We start from the raw sequence: 17,327 nt of genomic DNA, 5'->3' as shown, positions 1-17,327 counted from the left end.
CTGGGAATGTCCGGATTGCTTCGCGGTTGTCACTTTGTTTCCGGGTTGAAATATATGACGGCAGCTGCGCGATGGCCGTACAGTAAGCCTTTACTGTCCCTGTTCGCGGTGCCCTGGTGTGAGCCATTTGCTGATTGTCGACGATGATGTCGAAGTACTCGACCTGCTGCAGAAGTTTCTCCGTCAGCATGGTTACGAAGTCGATGTGGCCAGTGATGGCAAAGGCCTTTGGCAGGCGCTCGAACGGCGGGTGCCAGACCTGGTCATTCTTGATGTGATGCTGCCGGGCGATAGCGGCCTGGTGCTGTGCCAGCGCTTGCGTGCCGAATACAAGATGGCGGTGATCATGCTCACCGCCATGGGCGAGCTGAGCGACCGTGTGGTCGGGCTGGAGCTGGGCGCGGACGACTACCTGACCAAGCCGTTCGCTGCCCGTGAGCTGTTGGCCAGGGTGCGGGCGGTGCTGCGCCGGGCAGGCGAAAGTGCGAGCAGCCCACCCGCTGACGTGCGTACGGTACTTGAGTTCTCGGGCTGGCAACTGGAGGTACTGCGCCGTGAGTTGCGCTCGCCAGAGGGCGTGCTGATCCCCTTGTCCACGGGCGAATTCGAACTGCTGCTGGTGTTTGCCGAGCACCCCAGGCGCGTGCTCAGCCGCCAGCAATTGCTGGACCTGGCGCGGGGTGAAGCGCACGAAGCCTATGATCGAAGCATCGATGTGCAGGTGAGCCGGCTGCGGCGCAAGCTTGAGCGCGATGACGACTGCGAGCCGCTGATCCGCACCTTGCGCAACGTCGGCTACCTGTTCAGCGCCAGCGTGAACAAACGATGAGCCCGCTTGCCTGGGTGCGCAAGGCGCTGCCGCGGCCGCGGGTCACCATCGCCCGCTGGATTGCACTCACCACCCTGGCTGCCATGCTTAGCCTGCTGCTGCTCAAGTGGCTGTTCAGTGTGCTGCTCAGTGTGTGGGCGCAACCGCCGTTGCTGGAAAGCGGCCTGATCGACAAGGTTGCCTCGGTCGCCCGCATGATCGACGCCGCGCCTGCGGCGCAGCGGCCGGCCCTGGCCAGCGCAGCGGGTGATGCGGCCTACAGCGTGCAATGGCTGCGGCGGCATGCCGACGCTGGGTTGCCGACCCTGGCCGATAGCGAATTTCGCGAAGGCGCGCCGACCTTGCGTGCGCTGTTGAAGCGCCCGGATGCGCAGATCGAGGTCTTCGGACCGCAGGATCTGCCCGCGCAGGCGCAGCAGCGTGGGTATGCCCTGCTGATCGAACTGTCGGACAAGTCGTGGCTGCTGTATCGCGCGAGCGACCGCAGCTGGGGGCTGGATGAACTGCCGCGCAACCTGATCATTCTGGCGTTGATGATTGCCTCCAGCCTGGCCTTGGCGCTGCTTGCCACGCGTTACCTCGCCCAGCCTCTGGAGCGTTTCGCCGAAGGGGCGCGGCGCTTTGGCAAGGACTTCAACGCGCCACCGATACCGGTAGTCGGCCCTTACGACTTGCGCCAGGCCATCCTTGCCTTCAACGCCACGCAGGCCCAGCTCAAGCACTTTCTCGACGACCGCACGCAAATGCTCGCCGCCATCTCCCATGACCTGCGCGCCCCGCTGACCCGCATGCGCCTGCGCGCCGAGTTCATCGAGGACAGTGAACTGCAGGCCAAGTTGTTCAAGGACGTGGACGAGATGCAGGCGATGGTCGACGCCGCACTGCAGTTCTTCCGTGACGATGCGCGGCTGGAGCCGAGCACGGCGTTCGACCTGGGTGAATTGCTGTCGACGGTGGTGGATGACTTCAGGGATGCAGGCATGGACATCCGCCTCAGCGGCCCGCGCCGCTGCGTCTATACGGGCCGGCCCATCGGCATCAAACGGGTGGTGGTGAACCTGATCGACAACGCAGTGAAGTACGGCTGTGAGCCGACCGTGCAGCTGCACGTTGCTGACGAGCACCTCGTCATTGCGGTGCTTGACCGAGGGCCGGGCATTGCTGAGCCGCTCCAGGCGCGCGTTTTTGAGCCGTTCTACCGCATCGAAGGCTCGCGCAACAAGGACACCGGCGGGGTGGGCCTTGGCTTGCCGGCGGCGCGCGCCATCGTGCTGGAGCAGGGCGGCAGCGTGACCCTGAGCAACCGCCAGGGTGGCGGGCTCGAGGTCAGGGTCACACTGCCTGTCGGTTGACCGGGCCGCCGTGCTCAGAGCCCCAGGTCACTGAGGCCAGGGTGATCGTCCGGGCGCCGGCCCAGGGGCCAGTGGAACTTGCGATCCGCTTCGGCTATGGGTTGCTCATTGATACTCGAATGGCGGTTGTGCATCAGGCCATCGTCGGCGAACTCCCAGTTCTCGTTACCATACGCGCGGAACCATTGGCCGCTGTCATCGTGGTACTCGTAGGCGTAACGCACGGCAATGCGGTTGCCGGTGAAGGCCCACAGCTCCTTGATCAGGCGATACTCCAGCTCATGGTTCCACTTGCGTGTCAGAAAGGCCTGCACCTCGGCCCGGCCACGGAGGAACTCGACGCGGTTACGCCACACCGTATCGGGCGTGTAGGCGAGCGCCACCTTGGCCGCGTCGCGGCTGTTCCAGCCGTCTTCGGCGAGGCGGACTTTTTCGATGGCGGTTTCGCGGGTGAAGGGGGGCAGCGGTGGGCGGGGCATCGTAGGCACTCCTGAGGTGATTTGCACCTGTTCAGAGTAGTCACCGAGTCTGGTGAGGAGAATGGGGGCGTTTGACACTTCATAGTTGCGGGCTGCGGAACAATGCGCTGTACGGGGTAATATCGAGTTCTGGCACCGTAACGCAACCCAGGTTCAGCCGGCTCAGTCCCAGTGCGGCGCCAGGCCGTCGGGGCTGACTTCGCGGCCATTGCGCTCGAGGGTGGCAATGCGCGCCATGTCGTCGGTATCCAGGTGCAGGTCACGGGCGAGCAGGTTGCTGGCCAGGTTTTCGCGCTTGGTGGAGGACGGGATTACCGCATAACCCAGTTGCAGGGCCCAGGCCAGCGCGACCTGCGCGACGGTGGCTTTGTGCTTGGCGGCGATTTCGGCCAGCAGCGGGTCCTTCAGGACCTTGCCATAGGCCAGGGTCATGTAGGAGGTGACGGTGATGCCCTGTTCCTTGAGGAAAGCGCTCAGCGCGCTGTTTTGCAGATAAGGGCTGAGCTCGATCTGGTTGGTGGCGATTTCGCCCTTGCCCACCACTTCGATGGCCTGGCGGGCCAGGTCGATGTTGAAGTTGGACACACCGATCTGGCGGGTCAGGCCCAGCGCCTTGGCCTCAGCCAGTGCAGTCATGTATTCGGGCAGCTCGATGCCATTGCCCGGTGCGGGCCAGTGGATCAGCAACAAGTCGACATAGTCGGTGCGCAGTTTGGCCAGGCTTTCGCGCAGGCTGGGGATCAGTTTGTCGGCTGCATAGTTGTCGACCCAGATCTTGGTGGTGATGAACAGCTCGCTGCGCGCCACGCCGCTTTCGGCAATGGCCTGGCCCACGTCGGCTTCGTTCTTGTAGATCTGTGCGGTGTCGATGGCGCGGTAGCCCAGTTGCAGTGCCGAGCTGACCGAGTCGATGACGGCTTGGCCGGTAAGGCGGAAGGTGCCCAGGCCGAAAGAGGGAATGCTCATGGAGGTGCTCCTGTTGAGTGAGACTGTTCGAGTGGGCAGCAGTGTGCGGGGTTCAGGTGAAATGATTAAGGCGGGTCTGGGCGAAGGTCATTTGACTTGTAGTCACGAATGGCGGGGGTGACCGTGATCAAGTCGCGGGCAATCCATCGATTGCCGCCCTGGTTGACTTAAGTAGTGCGGCTGCCCGGCGCACCGCTGTTTAGCTGCGGGCTGAACCTCCAACCGGAAAATGCCGCCCATGACCACGCCATCGCAGCAACCCAATCTCACCGACACCCTCATCGCCAGCCTATTACCCACCTGGCTCAGCACGGCCTCACTCGATCAGCTGGGCAAGTTGCGGACAAGCCTGCAGTACCAACAGCGCACCCAGCACAGGCTGGCGACGCTGTTTTCCCGCGTTACCCCGTTGGATACCTTCGCCGAGGCGTTGCTTGACCAGGCATTGAGCGAGCGACAGGTGCCTGGGCTTGATGTGCGGCAGGTGAAGTTGCGGCGCACCACCATCCTTCCTGGTTCGTCTACCGTACCTGGCGGGTTGGGCCAGTCGCAGACCGAGGTCAGCGAGGTGACGTTGCTGGTTGCTGCGCTGCACAACTTCGCCGAACAGGAAGCCGCGCCCGCAGGCTCGCTGCAGACCCAGGTGATCGTTGACGCTGAAGGCACGGTGCAGGCGCTTGACCCGCAAACCTACGTTGCGCTATGCCGAAGCGTGGATGTCGGGGGGCAGTACCAGGGGCATCTTGAATCCATACTGCTGGCGCCGGGCGTGCCGGGTACGCAGGTAGCCGCATTGCTCGAAGAAAGCGCCCGCGCCAACCTGGAGGCCGACGTGCGCCTGGCGGCAGCCAAAGGTGAAATCGATGAGCGCACGTACTTGCAATGCCTGCCGGTCATTGCGGAAGTTGCCGTGGTGGCGTCCGACCCAACCCGTTTGCTGCCCTTCGAGCTGCGCCTGCTGGGCAAGTTGATGCGCGGGATGGTGGCGTTCGAAGCGCGCCAGGAGGGGCTGCCGAGCGCACCGCTCGAGGGGGTGGTGCTGTGGGTGCCGGATGATGTTCATGGTGCGTTGCAACGTTATGATTGCTGGGATGACCTGTGGCAGGCCCTGGGCCAAAGGTGCCGGCAGGACGGCTATCCTGCCTTCATTCAGCGCTTCGTCAGTGAGCGCGACCGGTGCGCCTTCAGCCAGACACTGCAACGTTTGTTGCAGACCCATACCAACAGCCAGACAGTCCAGCTCGATGGCCGCAGCCAGGCGATCGAAGGGCAGCTGTTTCAGCATGTACGCCAGGTGCGTATCGATACGCTGCTTGACGATGCGTGCGTGCTGGCCACACCCACTGCCAAGGCCAACCAGGCAGAGCGCGAGCGGCGCATGGGCGACTATGCCAGTGCAGGTCTTGACCTGTTGGGGCTGGCCAGCCTGTTCGTCCCCGTGCTTGGCCTGCCGTTGTTGGGTATCGCTGCGGTGCAGGCCAGCCATGAGGTTTATGAAGGGTATGCCGACTGGCAGCTAGGGGACCGGGAAGGCGCGCTGAATCACCTGTGGGGCGTTGCCGAAAACCTGGCCGCAGGGGTGGCATTGGCGTCGATCGGTTTGGTAGCAGGGCGCCTGATCGAACGGTCTGCCTACGTGGACGCATTGATGCCGGTGTTGACCGAAAACCATGGGTTGCGCCTGATCGATGCAGCTCTGCCAGGCTACGCGCTGCCAGATGGAGGACTGGCCGTTGGCGAGCGGGCCGAGGTGGTGGGACAGATGCGCTTGCGTACCCACCTGGCGACCTACCAGGTGGTCGAGGATGCTAAAGGGGCGGGCTTGCGCATCCGCCACCCCAGCAGGGCGCAGGCCTACTCGCCGTTGCTCGACGGCAATGGCGAGGGCGGTTGGCGCCATCAGTTGGAAACCCCACAGTATTGGCAGGGTTCTACGCAACTGATGCAACGCTTGAACAGTGCCTGGGCGGCGCTCGAGCCACTGACTGCCGAGCATGTCATGCGCATTACAGGCTTCGATGAAGCGCGTCTGCGCCGCTTGCACCTTGAGCATGCGCCAGCGCCTGCACGGTTGCAGGATGCTGTGCAGCGCTACCAGTTGCATGCACAGCATCCCGCGTTGCACGGTGACGCTTTCGAGCTGCACCTGAGTGGGCTGCAGGCCCCTGCAGAACCCGCCGAGCGGGTGTTGAGGCGCGACTTCCCCGGCCTGACGCCGCGTGGCGCGCGGGAGATCACCCAGCGTGCGGGGCCCGAAGTGATCGAAGCCATGAACAGCAGCCAACGCGTGCCGCTTGCCTTGGCCACCGAAGCACGCTGGCTGTTGCGTGATTGCCGCTTGGATCGTGCCTGCGCAGGGTTCTATCAGGCGGCAGCGGTGAATGCTGACACCGAGCGGTTGGCGCTGGGCCTGATCGCAGAGGCGGCACCGTGGCCGCAAACCGTGCGGGTCGAGCTGCGCAGCGAGCGCCTGGACGGCGATCTGCTCGCCCAGTCCGGTGCACAGGATGCCAGCCAAGTGAGGTACATCGTCAGGCGTGGCCAGGGTTACCAGGCTCTGCATGAGTCGGGGGCGCCACTGCCGTCGGCGAGCGAAAATGACAGCCTCTGCCAGGCGCTATGGTGGCACCTCGATGAGGCGCAGAAGCAGGTGCTTGGCGAGGGTGTAGCTACGGCTGAGCAGCTTGGCCATACCTTGGCCATTCGCGCTGGCGAACCACGGGAGCGCGCGGCAACGTTGCTTGGCATGGCGCCGGCAGAGGGGGCTGTACGCCCGCCAGTGCGCCTTGGCGATGGTCGACTGGGCTACCCGCTGAGTGGTGGCGATGCCTCGCGCCCACTGCGCGGTCAGGTATTCACCACGGCAGACCTGCGTGCCCGCCAGTCCATTCGCACTGGGCTGCACCAGTTGTTCACGCATCGCTCGGCAAGGGATGTGATGTGGTTGGCGATGCAGCTGGAGCAGAGGCCGGGCCGCACGGTCTGGACAGCGTTCAGTGACCTGGCCAGGCAGGTCGAGCGGCTAGACCTCAGCCTGCGTGGTTGGCGGGGGCAAGCCACGCCGGAAAATTACCATCGCCGCCAGCGCGTCGGGCAACTGATTCGTGAGGCGTGGGAGCCTGATTTCTATGGCCCCGGCGGTGTGGAGGAATTGGTAGTACGCAATGAGCCAGTCGAGGGCCTGCCCCTGCTGCCAGCTGATATCCAGTTCGCGAACCTGCACCGACTGTGCTTGAGCAATCTCAGGTTGACCTCGCTGGAGGATGATTTCCTTGGCCGTTTCACCCAGTTGCGGAGCCTGCGATTGAGTGGCAACAAACTGACTGCGGTGCCTGGCTTGAGCGGCCTGCGCCGTTTGATCAGCCTGGACCTGCAGCACAACCGCTTGACCACCGTCGATGGGGTTCAGCCTATGTCGTCGCTGACGCAACTGATCTTGAATGACAACGAGGTCAGTGAGGTGCCTGGGTTGGCAACGCTAACCAGACTCACCCGTCTGGATCTGCGGCGCAACCGGCTGACTGCGCTTGAGGGTGTGGAGGGCCTGACGCTGCTGACTCAGTTGGACCTGAGTGACAACCTGTTGTCTGGCCTTCCCGATCAGATTCACAGGTTGATCCGGCTACAGTATCTGAACCTGAGCAATAACCAGTTCGCGTCGTTGCCAGCGGGTGTCGAGCGCATGGTCGGGTTGACCAAGTTGAACCTTGCCGGCAATCGCCTTGACCAACTGCCGGAGGCGTTAGGCGGGCTGAGCCGGTTGTTGCAGCTGCACGTGGCCGAGAACAGGCTAGTGAATGTCCCGGCGGCCATTGGTAACCTGACCAGCCTTAAAATCCTCAATTTGCGCGGCAACCAGCTCACCGCGATACCCGAGGGCCTGGAACGGCTGAGACAGCTGACCGAACTGTACCTGGGCGATAACCAGATCGTCATCGATGTCTCAGGCGGCCAACGCCTGGAAGCGTTCAGCGCGTTGCGAACCTTCAGCTTGAATGGCAACCCGATCGGCATGATCCCGCCACTGCGTAACCTCGACCACCTGGCCCATCTGTCGCTGCGCTCGACAGGCCTGAGGGAATTTCCATTGGCTTTTCTGGAGCATCATCCGCAGCTGTACGTGGACCTTGCCGATAATCTGATCGTCGAATTGAGCGAGCGGGCCTTGATCTGGATTCGCCAGCACCCGAACCGGCTCAACATCAACAACAATCCCCTTGATGAGCAGGTGCTGGCACGTTGGCGTGCCGCGCGGGTGCAGTTCGACACGCTAAGCCAGCACGGTTGATTCAAGGGCTGCCGCTGCCAGTGGGGCGGTTTGCAATAGTTACCGCCAGCCCCCCGCTTGGCAGTGGTGCAATCGCAGCTCTCGCCATAAGGAGCCTGTGATGCAGACCCCGCCATTTCCCGAAGCGTCAACAGATGCCTTGATTGCCAGTCGCTTGCCTGCCTGGCTGACCGAGGCCCCACTCGATACCCTTTACGCGTTACACGAAAGCCAGCGCCGTCAACAGCAGGTACAGCAGCTACTGCACGACCTGCTGGCGCAGATCGCACCGCTGGACGTCTTCGCCGCCCCATTGCTGGAACACGCACTGCAAGCGCAGCATCAGCTGACGCTCGATGTGCGTCAGGCCAGATTGCGACGCAGAACCTTGCAGCGCTTCCCCTCGCACATTGCGCACGTGCCAGATGGGGTCAAAGAACAGGTTTATGAACACAGCTTGCTGCAATCGGCCTTGCATAACTTCACCGAGGGCGAAACATTCGCCAGCGCAATCATGCAGGGGACCGCGGTGCTGGATGCAACCGGGCAGCCTTGTTCGCTTGCTCCCAAGGCATTCTTCAGGCTGTGCCGCTCGCTCGACCTCGGTGGCCAGTACCAGTCGTACCTCCAGGCGCACCTGACACCAGCAGGGGAGGCCGGTCGTCAACTCGAAGCACTGATCGAGGAGGGCTTGCGTGCAAACCTGGAGGCGGCGTTGCGGTTATCGCTGGTCAACGGGGAAATTGCGCAGCACGCTTATGAACATTGTGCTGCGCTGGTTGCGCTGTTTTCATCCGAGGCGTTTTCGGCTTCAGGGCTGCGGCCCATGCAACTGCGGGTATTCGGTCAGCGGGTACGCGGTGCGGTGGCGTTTGAAATCACTCATCAGGAGGCCACTGGTGAGGTATTCGAGGGGATATTGTGCTGGATCCCCGATGACCCTCAAGGCCCCTTGACCTGGTACCCGTCCTGGGATGTCTTGTACTTGACCTTGGGCAAGCAGTTTCGCTTGCCTGGGTACGTCGAGTTCTTTCAGCGGTTCATCGGTGCACGTGACCTGCAAGCCTACGTGCGCGCCCTGGATAACGCGCTGAAAGCCACCGACCGGGATGTGCCGGTCGAGCTTGACGGGCGTCATGAAGCAATCGAGCTGCCGCTGTTCGAGCATTTGCGCACGCAGCAGATCGACACCCTGCTGGACAACGCCAAGGTGCACGGCGTGCCCACTGCAGAAGTGGATGCGCAGGTACGCGACAGGCGCCTGCATTTCTACCTGAGTTTTGCCCTTGATGCGTTGGGCCTGGCAAGTTTCGCGCTGCCCGTGCTGGCTTTGCCGCTGCTGGGCATCACTGCGCTGCAGGTGGCGGATGAGGTCTACGAGGGTTATGCCGATTGGCAACTGGGGGACCGCCAGGGCGCTCTGGAACATGTGTATGCGGTTGCAGAAACCGTGGCCATGACCGCTGTGAATGCTGGTGCAGGCGCAGCATCGCACCGGCTGGCGCGTAACGTACGGGTCGAAACGTTGGTGCCGGTGCATGCGGTTGATGGCACGGTGAAGTTGTGCGACCTCGACTTGCCAGGGTATGCCGTTCAACACCAAGGCACCGTCGGCACGGTGGTCACGGTGCAAGGCGCAGAAGTGGTGCGTACCCCCCTGGCCAGCCATGTGACCTCAGCAGACGGCGAAACCCAGCAGCGCCGTATCCGGCACCCCACGCGCAGCAATGCCTACGCACCGTTGCTTGAAGGCAACGATGCCGGTGGCTGGCAGCATGAACTTGAGACCCCACATGAATGGCACGGCAGTGTTCAGCTGTTCAAGGATCTCGCTGCAGATTGGGCGAACCTCGACGAGCAGGCCATACATAACGTGATGCGGGCCACAGGGCTCAATGAAGACCTGTTGCGCCGATTGCATGTGGAACACGCCTCGCCCCCGGCCCGCGTGTTGGATGCGCTGCAGCGGCAACAGTTGCACACGCAGTTGCCAGGGCTGCAAGGCGAGGGCTTCGAGCTGCAGTTGCTGGCGCAGCAGCCCTGGCCGTCCGAGGCCGAAACCCTGCTGCGTCGGGATTTCCCCGGGTTGTCGGTGCTGGGCGCGCGGGAGATCATCGCACACGCTGGTGAAGACCTGGTCGAGCAGTTGCAGGCGCACCAGCGTGTACCGCTGGCCTTGGCCGAGCACGCGCGCTGGTACTTGCGCGATACGCGCCTGGACCGCGCTTGCGCGGGGCTGCTGCAAGCCGCAGCGATCAATCGTGATACCGAGCAACTGGCGCTGGGCCTGATCGCTGACCGTGCTCCTTGGCGCGGCGTGCGCATCGAGGTGCGCGGCGATACGCACTTGGGCGCACGGTCTGCCTGGGCCGGTGCGCAAGAAGCTAGTGAAGTCCGTAGCGTAGTCAGAACTGCCCATGGCTATCAGGCGTTGGATGCGCACGGTGTCCCGCTGCCATCGGCAACGGCCGAAGACTCTTTGTTCCAGGCCCTGTTGCTGCAACTTGACCCTTGGCAGAAGCGGGCGTTGGGTAACGCTGGCGACTCACCTGAGGCGCTGGCTGAGGCGCTGTCGCTGTGGGCCGGTGAGCAGCGCGATCATGCCGCAGCGCTGTTGGGCATGGCGCCGATCGGGCGTGGTTTCAGGCCACCGGTACGGCTCGGCGATGGTCGCCTGGGCTACCCGCTGAGCGGGCGTGGCGAGAGCAGCGATCGTGCGTTGCGGCGCGGTATCCAACGGCTGTTCCCCGACATTGACTCAAGTACGATGGCACGCTTCGCGCAAGACGCCCGCGCGCTTGGGCTGACCCCTTGGAACTACTACCTGCGCCTGTGTGAAGAGCTGCGTGCCCTGGATCAGGCATTGGGCCTGTGGCGGCGACAATCGTCCGGGCCGATCCAGTTGCTCAGACGGGTGCGTATGGCACGGCGGATTCGTCATGCCTGGCAACGACGCGTGCACGATGTTGAAGGGCATCCAGCACTGACGTTGGAAGGCACGCGCCTGGGCACCCTGCCGGAACTGCCAGAAACGGTGCGTTTTGATCATGTGACCACGCTTACCCTGCGTAGCCTGGATCTGACAACTGTCGACTCGGCTTTTCTCGCCCGCTTTCCCAATGTGCATCGTCTGGATTTGTCGTCTAACCGGTTGGCATCGATACCCGAAACTGCCGCATTGACGCAGCTTCGGCAGATTGATCTGCGCGACAACCTCATCGTTGATATCAGCGAAGCGCAGGCGAACGCGCTGCGCGCCAACCCCGAACGGGTGCATTTGCTGGGTAATCCGCTATCGGCAGTAGCACGCGAGCGGCTGGCGCTGGGGGCGCCTGCAGTACCACTCGAGCAGGGCGCAGGAAGCAGTGAGCGCTGGTTCGAAGGGGTGAGCGAGCACGAAGCGGCACTGCATCGCAGCCAGTGGCAGGCGCTAGAGCATGAGGCTGGCAGCGGCGGGTTCTTCGCATTTCTCGATGCGTTGCTGGCTAGCGAGAAGTTTGCGCTTGAACCCGCAGAGATGCGGCGTCGGGTAGGCGAGTTGATAAGCGCCATGTACCACCATGCTCACATTCGACAGGCAATTTTCCTGCAAGCGGCTGTGCCTCGCAGCAACGTCGACCTTGATGCCCTCATCATCAGGTTGCAGGTTGCATTGCGTACCGATGGGGTGCACGGCCGGCGTATCGAGCGTGAGCTGCGTAGCCTTGGGCGTGAACTGTTCAGGCTCGATCAGGTGAACCGCTTTGCTGCACGTCATATGGACGGCCTGCGTCTGCGCGCCGTGTCATTCAACCCGAGTGAGATCTACCTGGCATTTCGGGCACAGCTCGCAGAGCAGTTGGGCATTTATGGCCAGCCGACGTACTTGAGTTTCAGGCACATCGAGCATGTGACGCCAGATGATCTTGTCGGGGCCGAAGCAGCTGTGTACGAGGCCGAGACGGCCGAGGCGCTCAGCCAGTTCCTGGCGCAGCAGGCGTTCTGGGAAGATCACGTTCGGGTTGCTTACGACGATCAGTTTGCCGTCATCCGTCAGGCCTACGCTGAACGACAAGCCGCACTTGCCGCAGACCAAGGCCACGATCAGGGGGCGCCAGAAGCGTTGGCGCGCATCACCGAACAGCGCCGGGAGGAGGAGCAGGCACTGACGCTGACACTAGCCCGCGGCAGTTACTGGACATGGTATCGGCTCCACCCTCCCCAGGGGCCTGGCACCCGGGCGTTTGCGCACCTGTCGAGGCGGCTTGAAACAAGCCTGGCGCTATGGCGCGGTTTTCCGGGCGAGCCAGAGCATGCAGCGCGGTCCCATGTCGCGGATGTACTGCGCACGTTCTGGCAGTCGAATTATCGCGAAGACGGACCGTCCCTGGGCACAACCCGCACGGGAATGACCATCAGTTCTTTGCCAGTGCTGCCCGGCGGCATCATGTTCGACCGGCTACGAGCCTTGTCTCTGGGCAATCATCAGCTTTCGACCATCGAGCCTGATTTCCTGCGTCATTTCCCCAATCTGGAGGTCTTGCAGCTGTCTGGCAACCGACTGACCGAGCTTGGCGGGCTGCAACACCTGCCGCAGTTGCGCAGCTTGGACCTTGGCGGAAATCTGCTTGAGACGGTGACAGGGTTGCAGCACCTGACCCTCCTGACCGATCTGGACCTCAGTGGCAACCACCTGGAGCAACTGCCGGCCGGAGTCGAGCAGTTGGCCCAACTGGCCAGCCTGGACCTTTCGTTCAATCGGCTCAACGTACTCGATGAGCGCATCGGGCAGTTGGCAAGCCTTGAGAACCTGCAGTTGAGCGGTAACCTGCTGAGCAGTGTGCCCAGCAGCCTTGGCAACCTTGCCCAACTGAATATTCTCAACCTTGGCGCGAACCGCTTTGCCACTGTCCCGGAGCATTTGAATCATCTGGGCAGGCTGACCCAGCTGTACCTGCACGACAATGTGATAACCCTCGATGCAGCAAGCCAGTTGCGCCTGGAGTGGTTCTCCCGGTTGGAAGTCCTGGACTTTGATGGAAACCCGTTGGGTGTGGCCCCTCAGTTGCGCTACAACGTTCACCTGCAGTACGTGTCGTTGCGTGCAACGGGCTTGCGCAGTGTTCCGCTGGCGTTGATGCAGCGCTACCCGGACCTGGTCGTGGACCTGCGTGGTAACCGCATTGCGACGCTTGGCGAGGACGCGTTGAACTGGATCGAAGCCCACCCGGAAACGATCAATCTCGAACACAATCAGCTGAACGAAGAGGTCATGCAGCGAATACGCGAGGCGCTGGCACGGGTGCAGGCCGAATGGGCCAGGGCGCTAGAGCAGCAGCAAGCCACTGCGAGCAGGAAACCCCGGGGCCGCAGAGGCTGAAAAGCGGTGTTGCGTGGGTTGCGGTAGAAGAAAGGGTACGGCCCGCCGGGTGGTGGGCCGTACTTGCAGCGGTCAGCGGCGGCGGAACAGCGGCAGCGGTTGATCGGTGGCGCCCTGATAGGTCACCGAGAAGTCTTTCAGACCTTCCAGTGCATCTTCCGGGTCCTTGTCGGCACGGATGGCAAACGCATCGAAACCGCAACGGGCCATGAAGAACAGCTGGTCGCGCAGAACGTCGCCGATGGCGCGCAGCTCGCCTTTGAACTGGTAGCGGTCACGCAGCAGGCGCGCGTTGGAGTAGTTGCGCCCATCAGTGAAGGCCGGGAAGTTCAGGGCGATGACCTGGAAGTGCTGCACGTCCTCGCCGATCTCTTCCGCTTCCTCGTCGCTGTCCAGCCACACGCCCAGGCCGCCGTCGCGGGCCTTGAGCACGTGGGCATGGTCACGCCACAGTTGCAGCGGGACGATGTAATCGTCGCAGTTGCTCAGCTCGTCGAGGGTGGTTTCCTTGGGCAGCAGGTGCCAGGTTTCGTCGACGATCTGGTTGTTCTTAATGATTCGCTGCATAGACGCGTTCCTTGAAGGGGTCGATGCCGATACGCTGGTAGGTGTCGATGAAGCGCTCTTCCTCGGTACGTTGTTCGACGTACACGGCGATCAGCTTTTCAATCACGTCGGCCATGGCGTCCTGGGCGAAGGATGGGCCGAGGATCTTGCCCAGGCTCGCGTCACGCGCAGCGTTGCCGCCCAGGGACACCTGGTAGAACTCCTCGCCTTTCTTGTCCACGCCGAGGATGCCGATGTGGCCCACGTGGTGGTGGCCGCAGGCGTTCATGCAGCCAGAGATGTTGAGGTCGATCTCGCCGATGTCGAACAGGTAGTCCAGGTCGTCGAAACGGCGCTGGATGGATTCGGCGATCGGGATCGACTTGGCGTTGGCCAGCGAGCAGTAGTCACCCCCCGGGCAGCAGATGATGTCGGTCAACAGGCCGATGTTCGGCGTGGCGAAGCCACCTTCACGCAGCTCCTGCCACAGGGCGTGCAGCTGGCGCTGCTCGACGTCGGCGAGGATGATGTTCTGCTCGTGCGAGGTGCGCAGGAAGCCAAAGCTGTAGCGCTCGGCGAGGTCCGCCACGGCGTCCAGCTGCTTGTCGGTCAGGTCGCCAGGGGCAACGCCGGTGGGCTTCAGCGACAAGGTCACGGCCACGTAGCCAGGGCGCTTGTGGGCGCGGGTGTTGCGCGAGCGCCAGCGAGCGAAACCTGGGTATTCGGCGTCCTGGGCACTGTAATCGACGTTGTCGAGGGCCAGGTAGTCCGGGTCGACGAAGTGGCGCGACACGCGCTGGACTTCATCTTCGGTCAGGGTGCTGCTGCCGCCACGCAGGTGGACCATTTCGGCCTCGACCTTCTCGGCGAACACTTCAGGCGTCAGCGCCTTGACCAGAATCTTGATCCGCGCCTTGTACTTGTTGTCACGGCGACCGTAACGGTTGTACACGCGCAGGATGGCGTCCAGGTAGCTGATCAGGTCCTGCCAGGGCAGGAACTCGTTGATGAACGAGCCGACCACCGGGGTACGGCCCAGGCCGCCGCCCACCAGCACGCGGAAGCCAAGCTCGCCGGCTTCGTTGCGCACCGGCTCCAGGCCGATATCGTGCACTTCGATGGCAGCGCGGTCTTCCTTCGAGCCGTTGATGGCAATCTTGAACTTGCGCGGCAGGTAGGCGAATTCCGGGTGGAAGGTGGTCCACTGACGGACGATCTCGCACCACGGGCGCGGGTCGATCAGCTCATCTGCGGCGACACCGGCGAACTGGTCGGTGGTGGTGTTGCGCAGGCAGTTGCCGCTGGTCTGGATCGCGTGCATCTGCACGGTGGCCAGCTCGGCAAGGATGTCCGGGATGTCTTCCAGCGCCGGCCAGTTGTACTGCACGTTCTGGCGGGTGGAAATGTGGGCGTAGCCCTTGTCGTAGTCGCGAGCGATCTTGGCCAGTGTGCGGACCTGGCGGGCGTTCAGCTGGCCATAAGGCACGGCGACGCGCAGCATCGGCGCGAAACGTTGGATATACAGGCCGTTCTGCAGGCGCAGAGGGCGGAATTCTTCTTCGCTCAGCTCACCGGCCAGGTAGCGGCGGGTCTGATCACGGAACTGCTTGACGCGGTCCTCGATGATCCGCTGATCGTACTCGTCGTATACGTACATAAAAGTCCTGTCTCAGGCTGCATGCAGCTATTCGCGCGCACGGCCGCGCACTCCGGTTCGGAGCTGGGAAACGATATCAGAGTGTGTTTATGCGCTAAAGTGATGTTTTTGCATATGAAAAGAACCAAACGAACTAAGTGAGACTGACTGGCATTTGTTCGTCAACGCGGGTCGTAGGTTTATACTCGCGGGTTTGTTGCAAGGGGTGTAACCGCATGCTCAAGGCGCTCTGCCAAAGCTTGTGCCTGAGCCTGCCGTTGGCAGCCAATGCGCAGGCTGCTTCAGTCGTGTTCCTTAACCCGGGCCTTTCGAACGAGACATTCTGGGTTGGCTATTCGCGCTTCATGCAGGCGGCGGCCGACGACCTGGGCCTGACGCTGCGGGTGGAATACAGCGAACGCAGCGCCGAACGTGCGCTGAACCAGGCACGGGCGCTGCTCAAAGGCCCGCAGCGCCCGGACTACCTGGTGCTGGTCAACGAGCAGTACGTGGCGCCGGAAATCATCCGGCTGTCCCAGGGCACCGGGGTCAAGCTGTTTCTGGTCAATAACGGCCTGACCGCCAGCCAGGCGCAGAGCATCGAGGCCCAGCCCGAGAAGTATGCCCAGGTACTGGGCACGTTGATCACCAACGACGAGCAAGCCGGTTACCAGATGCTGCACGAGATGGTCGCCCTGCTGCCGCCGAGCAACGAGCCGGTGGACCTCGTGGCGTTTGCCGGGGTCAAGACCACCCCCGCCTCGCAGCTGCGTGAAGCGGGCATGCGCCGCGCCTTGGCCGACTTCCCCCAGGTGCGCTTGCGCCAGGTGGTGTATGGCGGCTGGAACCGGCAGCGTGCATTCGAGCAGGCGCAACTGCTGTTGCAGCGCTACCCGGGCACACGCCTGGTGTGGTCGGCCAACGACGAGATGGCCTTCGGCGCCATGCAGGCGTTCGAGGCTGCCGGGCGAATACCGGGGCGGGATGCGGTATTCAGCGCCGTCAACAGCTCGCCGCAAGCGCTGCGTGCGCGCATCGACGGGCGTCTGGGCGTGCTCATGGGCGGGCATTTCACCTTGGGTGGTTGGGCCATGGTCATGCTCAATGACGATGCGCAGGGGCTGCCGATCAATCGGGACGGGCGGCGTGAGCACAGTGTGCCGGTGCTGCAGTCGATTGACCCGGACAAGGCCCGACGCTGGCTCAAGCTGCTCGGACGTGACGACTACGGCGTCGACTTTCGACGCTACAGCGCTGAAGGCCGTCCATCCGATTTTCAGTATCCCTTCCTGACTTCCCCTGTGGACTATTGATCTGCCTGGCGCGACTAACGAAAAACCCTGCTTGAGGGAAGGGCATTGCTCGTCTTTACTGCTTTGGGTGAAGTGCATTCCCATAACCACTACAAGAGGCAATGCAATGGGAAACTCAACCAAGGTCCGCAAAGCTGACAGCAGTGTCGATGCCTGGGCGATTCTGTGCTTGATCGTGCTGGTGGTCGTTACCGCCGTGTATTGGGTCAGCCACCAGTAGACTTCCCTTCAGACCGTGATGCAGCCTGAGCGCCTGCGGGGTGGATGCCTGCAGGCGTTTTCATTCAGGCTGAACGTCAGCGTGCCGTCAGGTGCATGGCCAGCTGCACCAACCCGATCAGCAGCAGAATGAACAGCAGGGTGAACACCGTGCCCATGGCAATGAAGTGGCTGGCCTTGCCGTGGGTGAAGTCGCGCGCGCGGTTCTTGCCGCTTTGCACGCCGAAGGCGGCGGCGAGGATGCTGTGCAGCATTTGCCAGAAGGTGGGGGGCTTGCCTTGGCTTGAGTCGTCCATGGTGGCTCCTGGGTTTCGGAGGCAATCAGGGACAGTGTAGGCAATGCCAGGGTAGTTGGCTTTGC

At 62.8% G+C, this 17,327-nt stretch carries 10 protein-coding genes; 5 read left to right on the top strand and 5 right to left on the bottom strand.

Going from position 1 to position 17,327, the window contains the following annotated elements; all coding sequences use genetic code 11:
• The first annotated feature begins 118 nt into the window (after nt 1–118).
• Nucleotides 119–829 (top strand): response regulator, encoded by a 711-nt coding sequence (locus LJX93_RS17280; protein ID WP_095063633.1) that lies wholly within the window; start codon nt 119–121, stop codon nt 827–829.
• Complete coding sequence (locus LJX93_RS17275; RefSeq protein WP_033699028.1) at nt 826–2,181, top strand: sensor histidine kinase; 1,356 nt, start codon at nt 826–828, stop codon at nt 2,179–2,181. The genes LJX93_RS17280 and LJX93_RS17275 overlap by 4 nt, the downstream gene beginning before the upstream one ends.
• Nucleotides 2,182–2,195: 14 nt before the next feature.
• On the opposite strand, the gene LJX93_RS17270 is transcribed toward LJX93_RS17275, so the two are convergent.
• Together LJX93_RS17270 and dkgB are read right to left on the bottom strand one after the other, a co-directional pair.
• Nucleotides 2,196–2,660: a DUF1348 family protein gene (locus tag LJX93_RS17270; protein WP_227696241.1), complete on the bottom strand. Its 465-nt coding sequence runs from the start codon at nt 2,658–2,660 to the stop codon at nt 2,196–2,198.
• A 162-nt stretch (nt 2,661–2,822) separates the two neighbouring features.
• On the bottom strand, nt 2,823–3,626 hold the full coding sequence (dkgB, locus tag LJX93_RS17265; RefSeq protein ID WP_033699024.1) for a 2,5-didehydrogluconate reductase DkgB: 804 nt from the start codon (nt 3,624–3,626) through the stop codon (nt 2,823–2,825).
• 238 nt (nt 3,627–3,864) lie between these two features.
• Between dkgB and LJX93_RS17260 the strand changes: the two genes are divergently transcribed.
• A complete protein-coding gene (locus LJX93_RS17260) occupies nt 3,865–7,914 on the top strand; it encodes a leucine-rich repeat domain-containing protein (RefSeq protein WP_227696240.1) in 4,050 nt (1,349 codons plus the stop codon).
• A 100-nt stretch (nt 7,915–8,014) separates the two neighbouring features.
• A complete protein-coding gene (locus tag LJX93_RS17255) occupies nt 8,015–13,252 on the top strand; it encodes an NEL-type E3 ubiquitin ligase domain-containing protein (protein ID WP_227696239.1) in 5,238 nt (1,745 codons plus the stop codon).
• A 72-nt stretch (nt 13,253–13,324) separates the two neighbouring features.
• Here LJX93_RS17255 and LJX93_RS17250 read toward each other — a convergent pair whose 3' ends face one another.
• Both LJX93_RS17250 and LJX93_RS17245 read right to left on the bottom strand, forming a co-directional pair.
• Nucleotides 13,325–13,819, bottom strand: coding sequence for a DUF934 domain-containing protein (locus tag LJX93_RS17250; protein ID WP_033699021.1), 495 nt, complete (start codon nt 13,817–13,819; stop codon nt 13,325–13,327).
• Nucleotides 13,803–15,455, bottom strand: a complete 1,653-nt coding sequence (locus LJX93_RS17245) for a nitrite/sulfite reductase (protein WP_033699019.1) — start codon at nt 15,453–15,455, stop codon at nt 13,803–13,805. The genes LJX93_RS17250 and LJX93_RS17245 overlap by 17 nt, the downstream gene beginning before the upstream one ends.
• A gap of 215 nt (nt 15,456–15,670) precedes the next feature.
• On the opposite strand from LJX93_RS17245, the gene LJX93_RS17240 reads away from it, so the two are divergent.
• Entirely contained in the window at nt 15,671–16,747 is a 1,077-nt protein-coding gene (locus LJX93_RS17240; protein ID WP_033699017.1) for an ABC transporter substrate-binding protein, read from the top strand.
• A gap of 296 nt (nt 16,748–17,043) precedes the next feature.
• On the opposite strand, the gene LJX93_RS17235 is transcribed toward LJX93_RS17240, so the two are convergent.
• Entirely contained in the window at nt 17,044–17,262 is a 219-nt protein-coding gene (locus tag LJX93_RS17235) for a DUF2970 domain-containing protein (protein ID WP_033699015.1), read from the bottom strand.
• Nucleotides 17,263–17,327: the final 65 nt, after the last annotated feature.

The sequence above is a fragment of the Pseudomonas sp. HN2-3 genome (assembly GCF_020691745.1).
GTDB classification, from domain to species: domain Bacteria; phylum Pseudomonadota; class Gammaproteobacteria; order Pseudomonadales; family Pseudomonadaceae; genus Aquipseudomonas; species Aquipseudomonas capeferrum.
Note: the sequence above shows the minus strand (reverse complement) of the source record. Positions and strands in the feature narration are given on the sequence as shown.

Bases quoted from the DNA above. Each gene is read 5' to 3' on its own strand.
- LJX93_RS17245 (WP_033699019.1), bottom strand. From the start codon at position 15,455: ATGTACGTATACGACGAGTACGATCAGCGGATCATCGAGGACCGCGTC.
- LJX93_RS17250 (WP_033699021.1), bottom strand. From the start codon at position 13,819: ATGCAGCGAATCATTAAGAACAACCAGATCGTCGACGAAACCTGGCAC.
- LJX93_RS17255 (WP_227696239.1), top strand. From the start codon at position 8,015: ATGCAGACCCCGCCATTTCCCGAAGCGTCAACAGATGCCTTGATTGCC.
- LJX93_RS17275 (WP_033699028.1), top strand. From the start codon at position 826: ATGAGCCCGCTTGCCTGGGTGCGCAAGGCGCTGCCGCGGCCGCGGGTC.
- LJX93_RS17240 (WP_033699017.1), top strand. From the start codon at position 15,671: ATGCTCAAGGCGCTCTGCCAAAGCTTGTGCCTGAGCCTGCCGTTGGCA.
- dkgB (WP_033699024.1), bottom strand. From the start codon at position 3,626: ATGAGCATTCCCTCTTTCGGCCTGGGCACCTTCCGCCTTACCGGCCAA.
- LJX93_RS17260 (WP_227696240.1), top strand. From the start codon at position 3,865: ATGACCACGCCATCGCAGCAACCCAATCTCACCGACACCCTCATCGCC.
- LJX93_RS17270 (WP_227696241.1), bottom strand. From the start codon at position 2,660: ATGCCCCGCCCACCGCTGCCCCCCTTCACCCGCGAAACCGCCATCGAA.
- LJX93_RS17235 (WP_033699015.1), bottom strand. From the start codon at position 17,262: ATGGACGACTCAAGCCAAGGCAAGCCCCCCACCTTCTGGCAAATGCTG.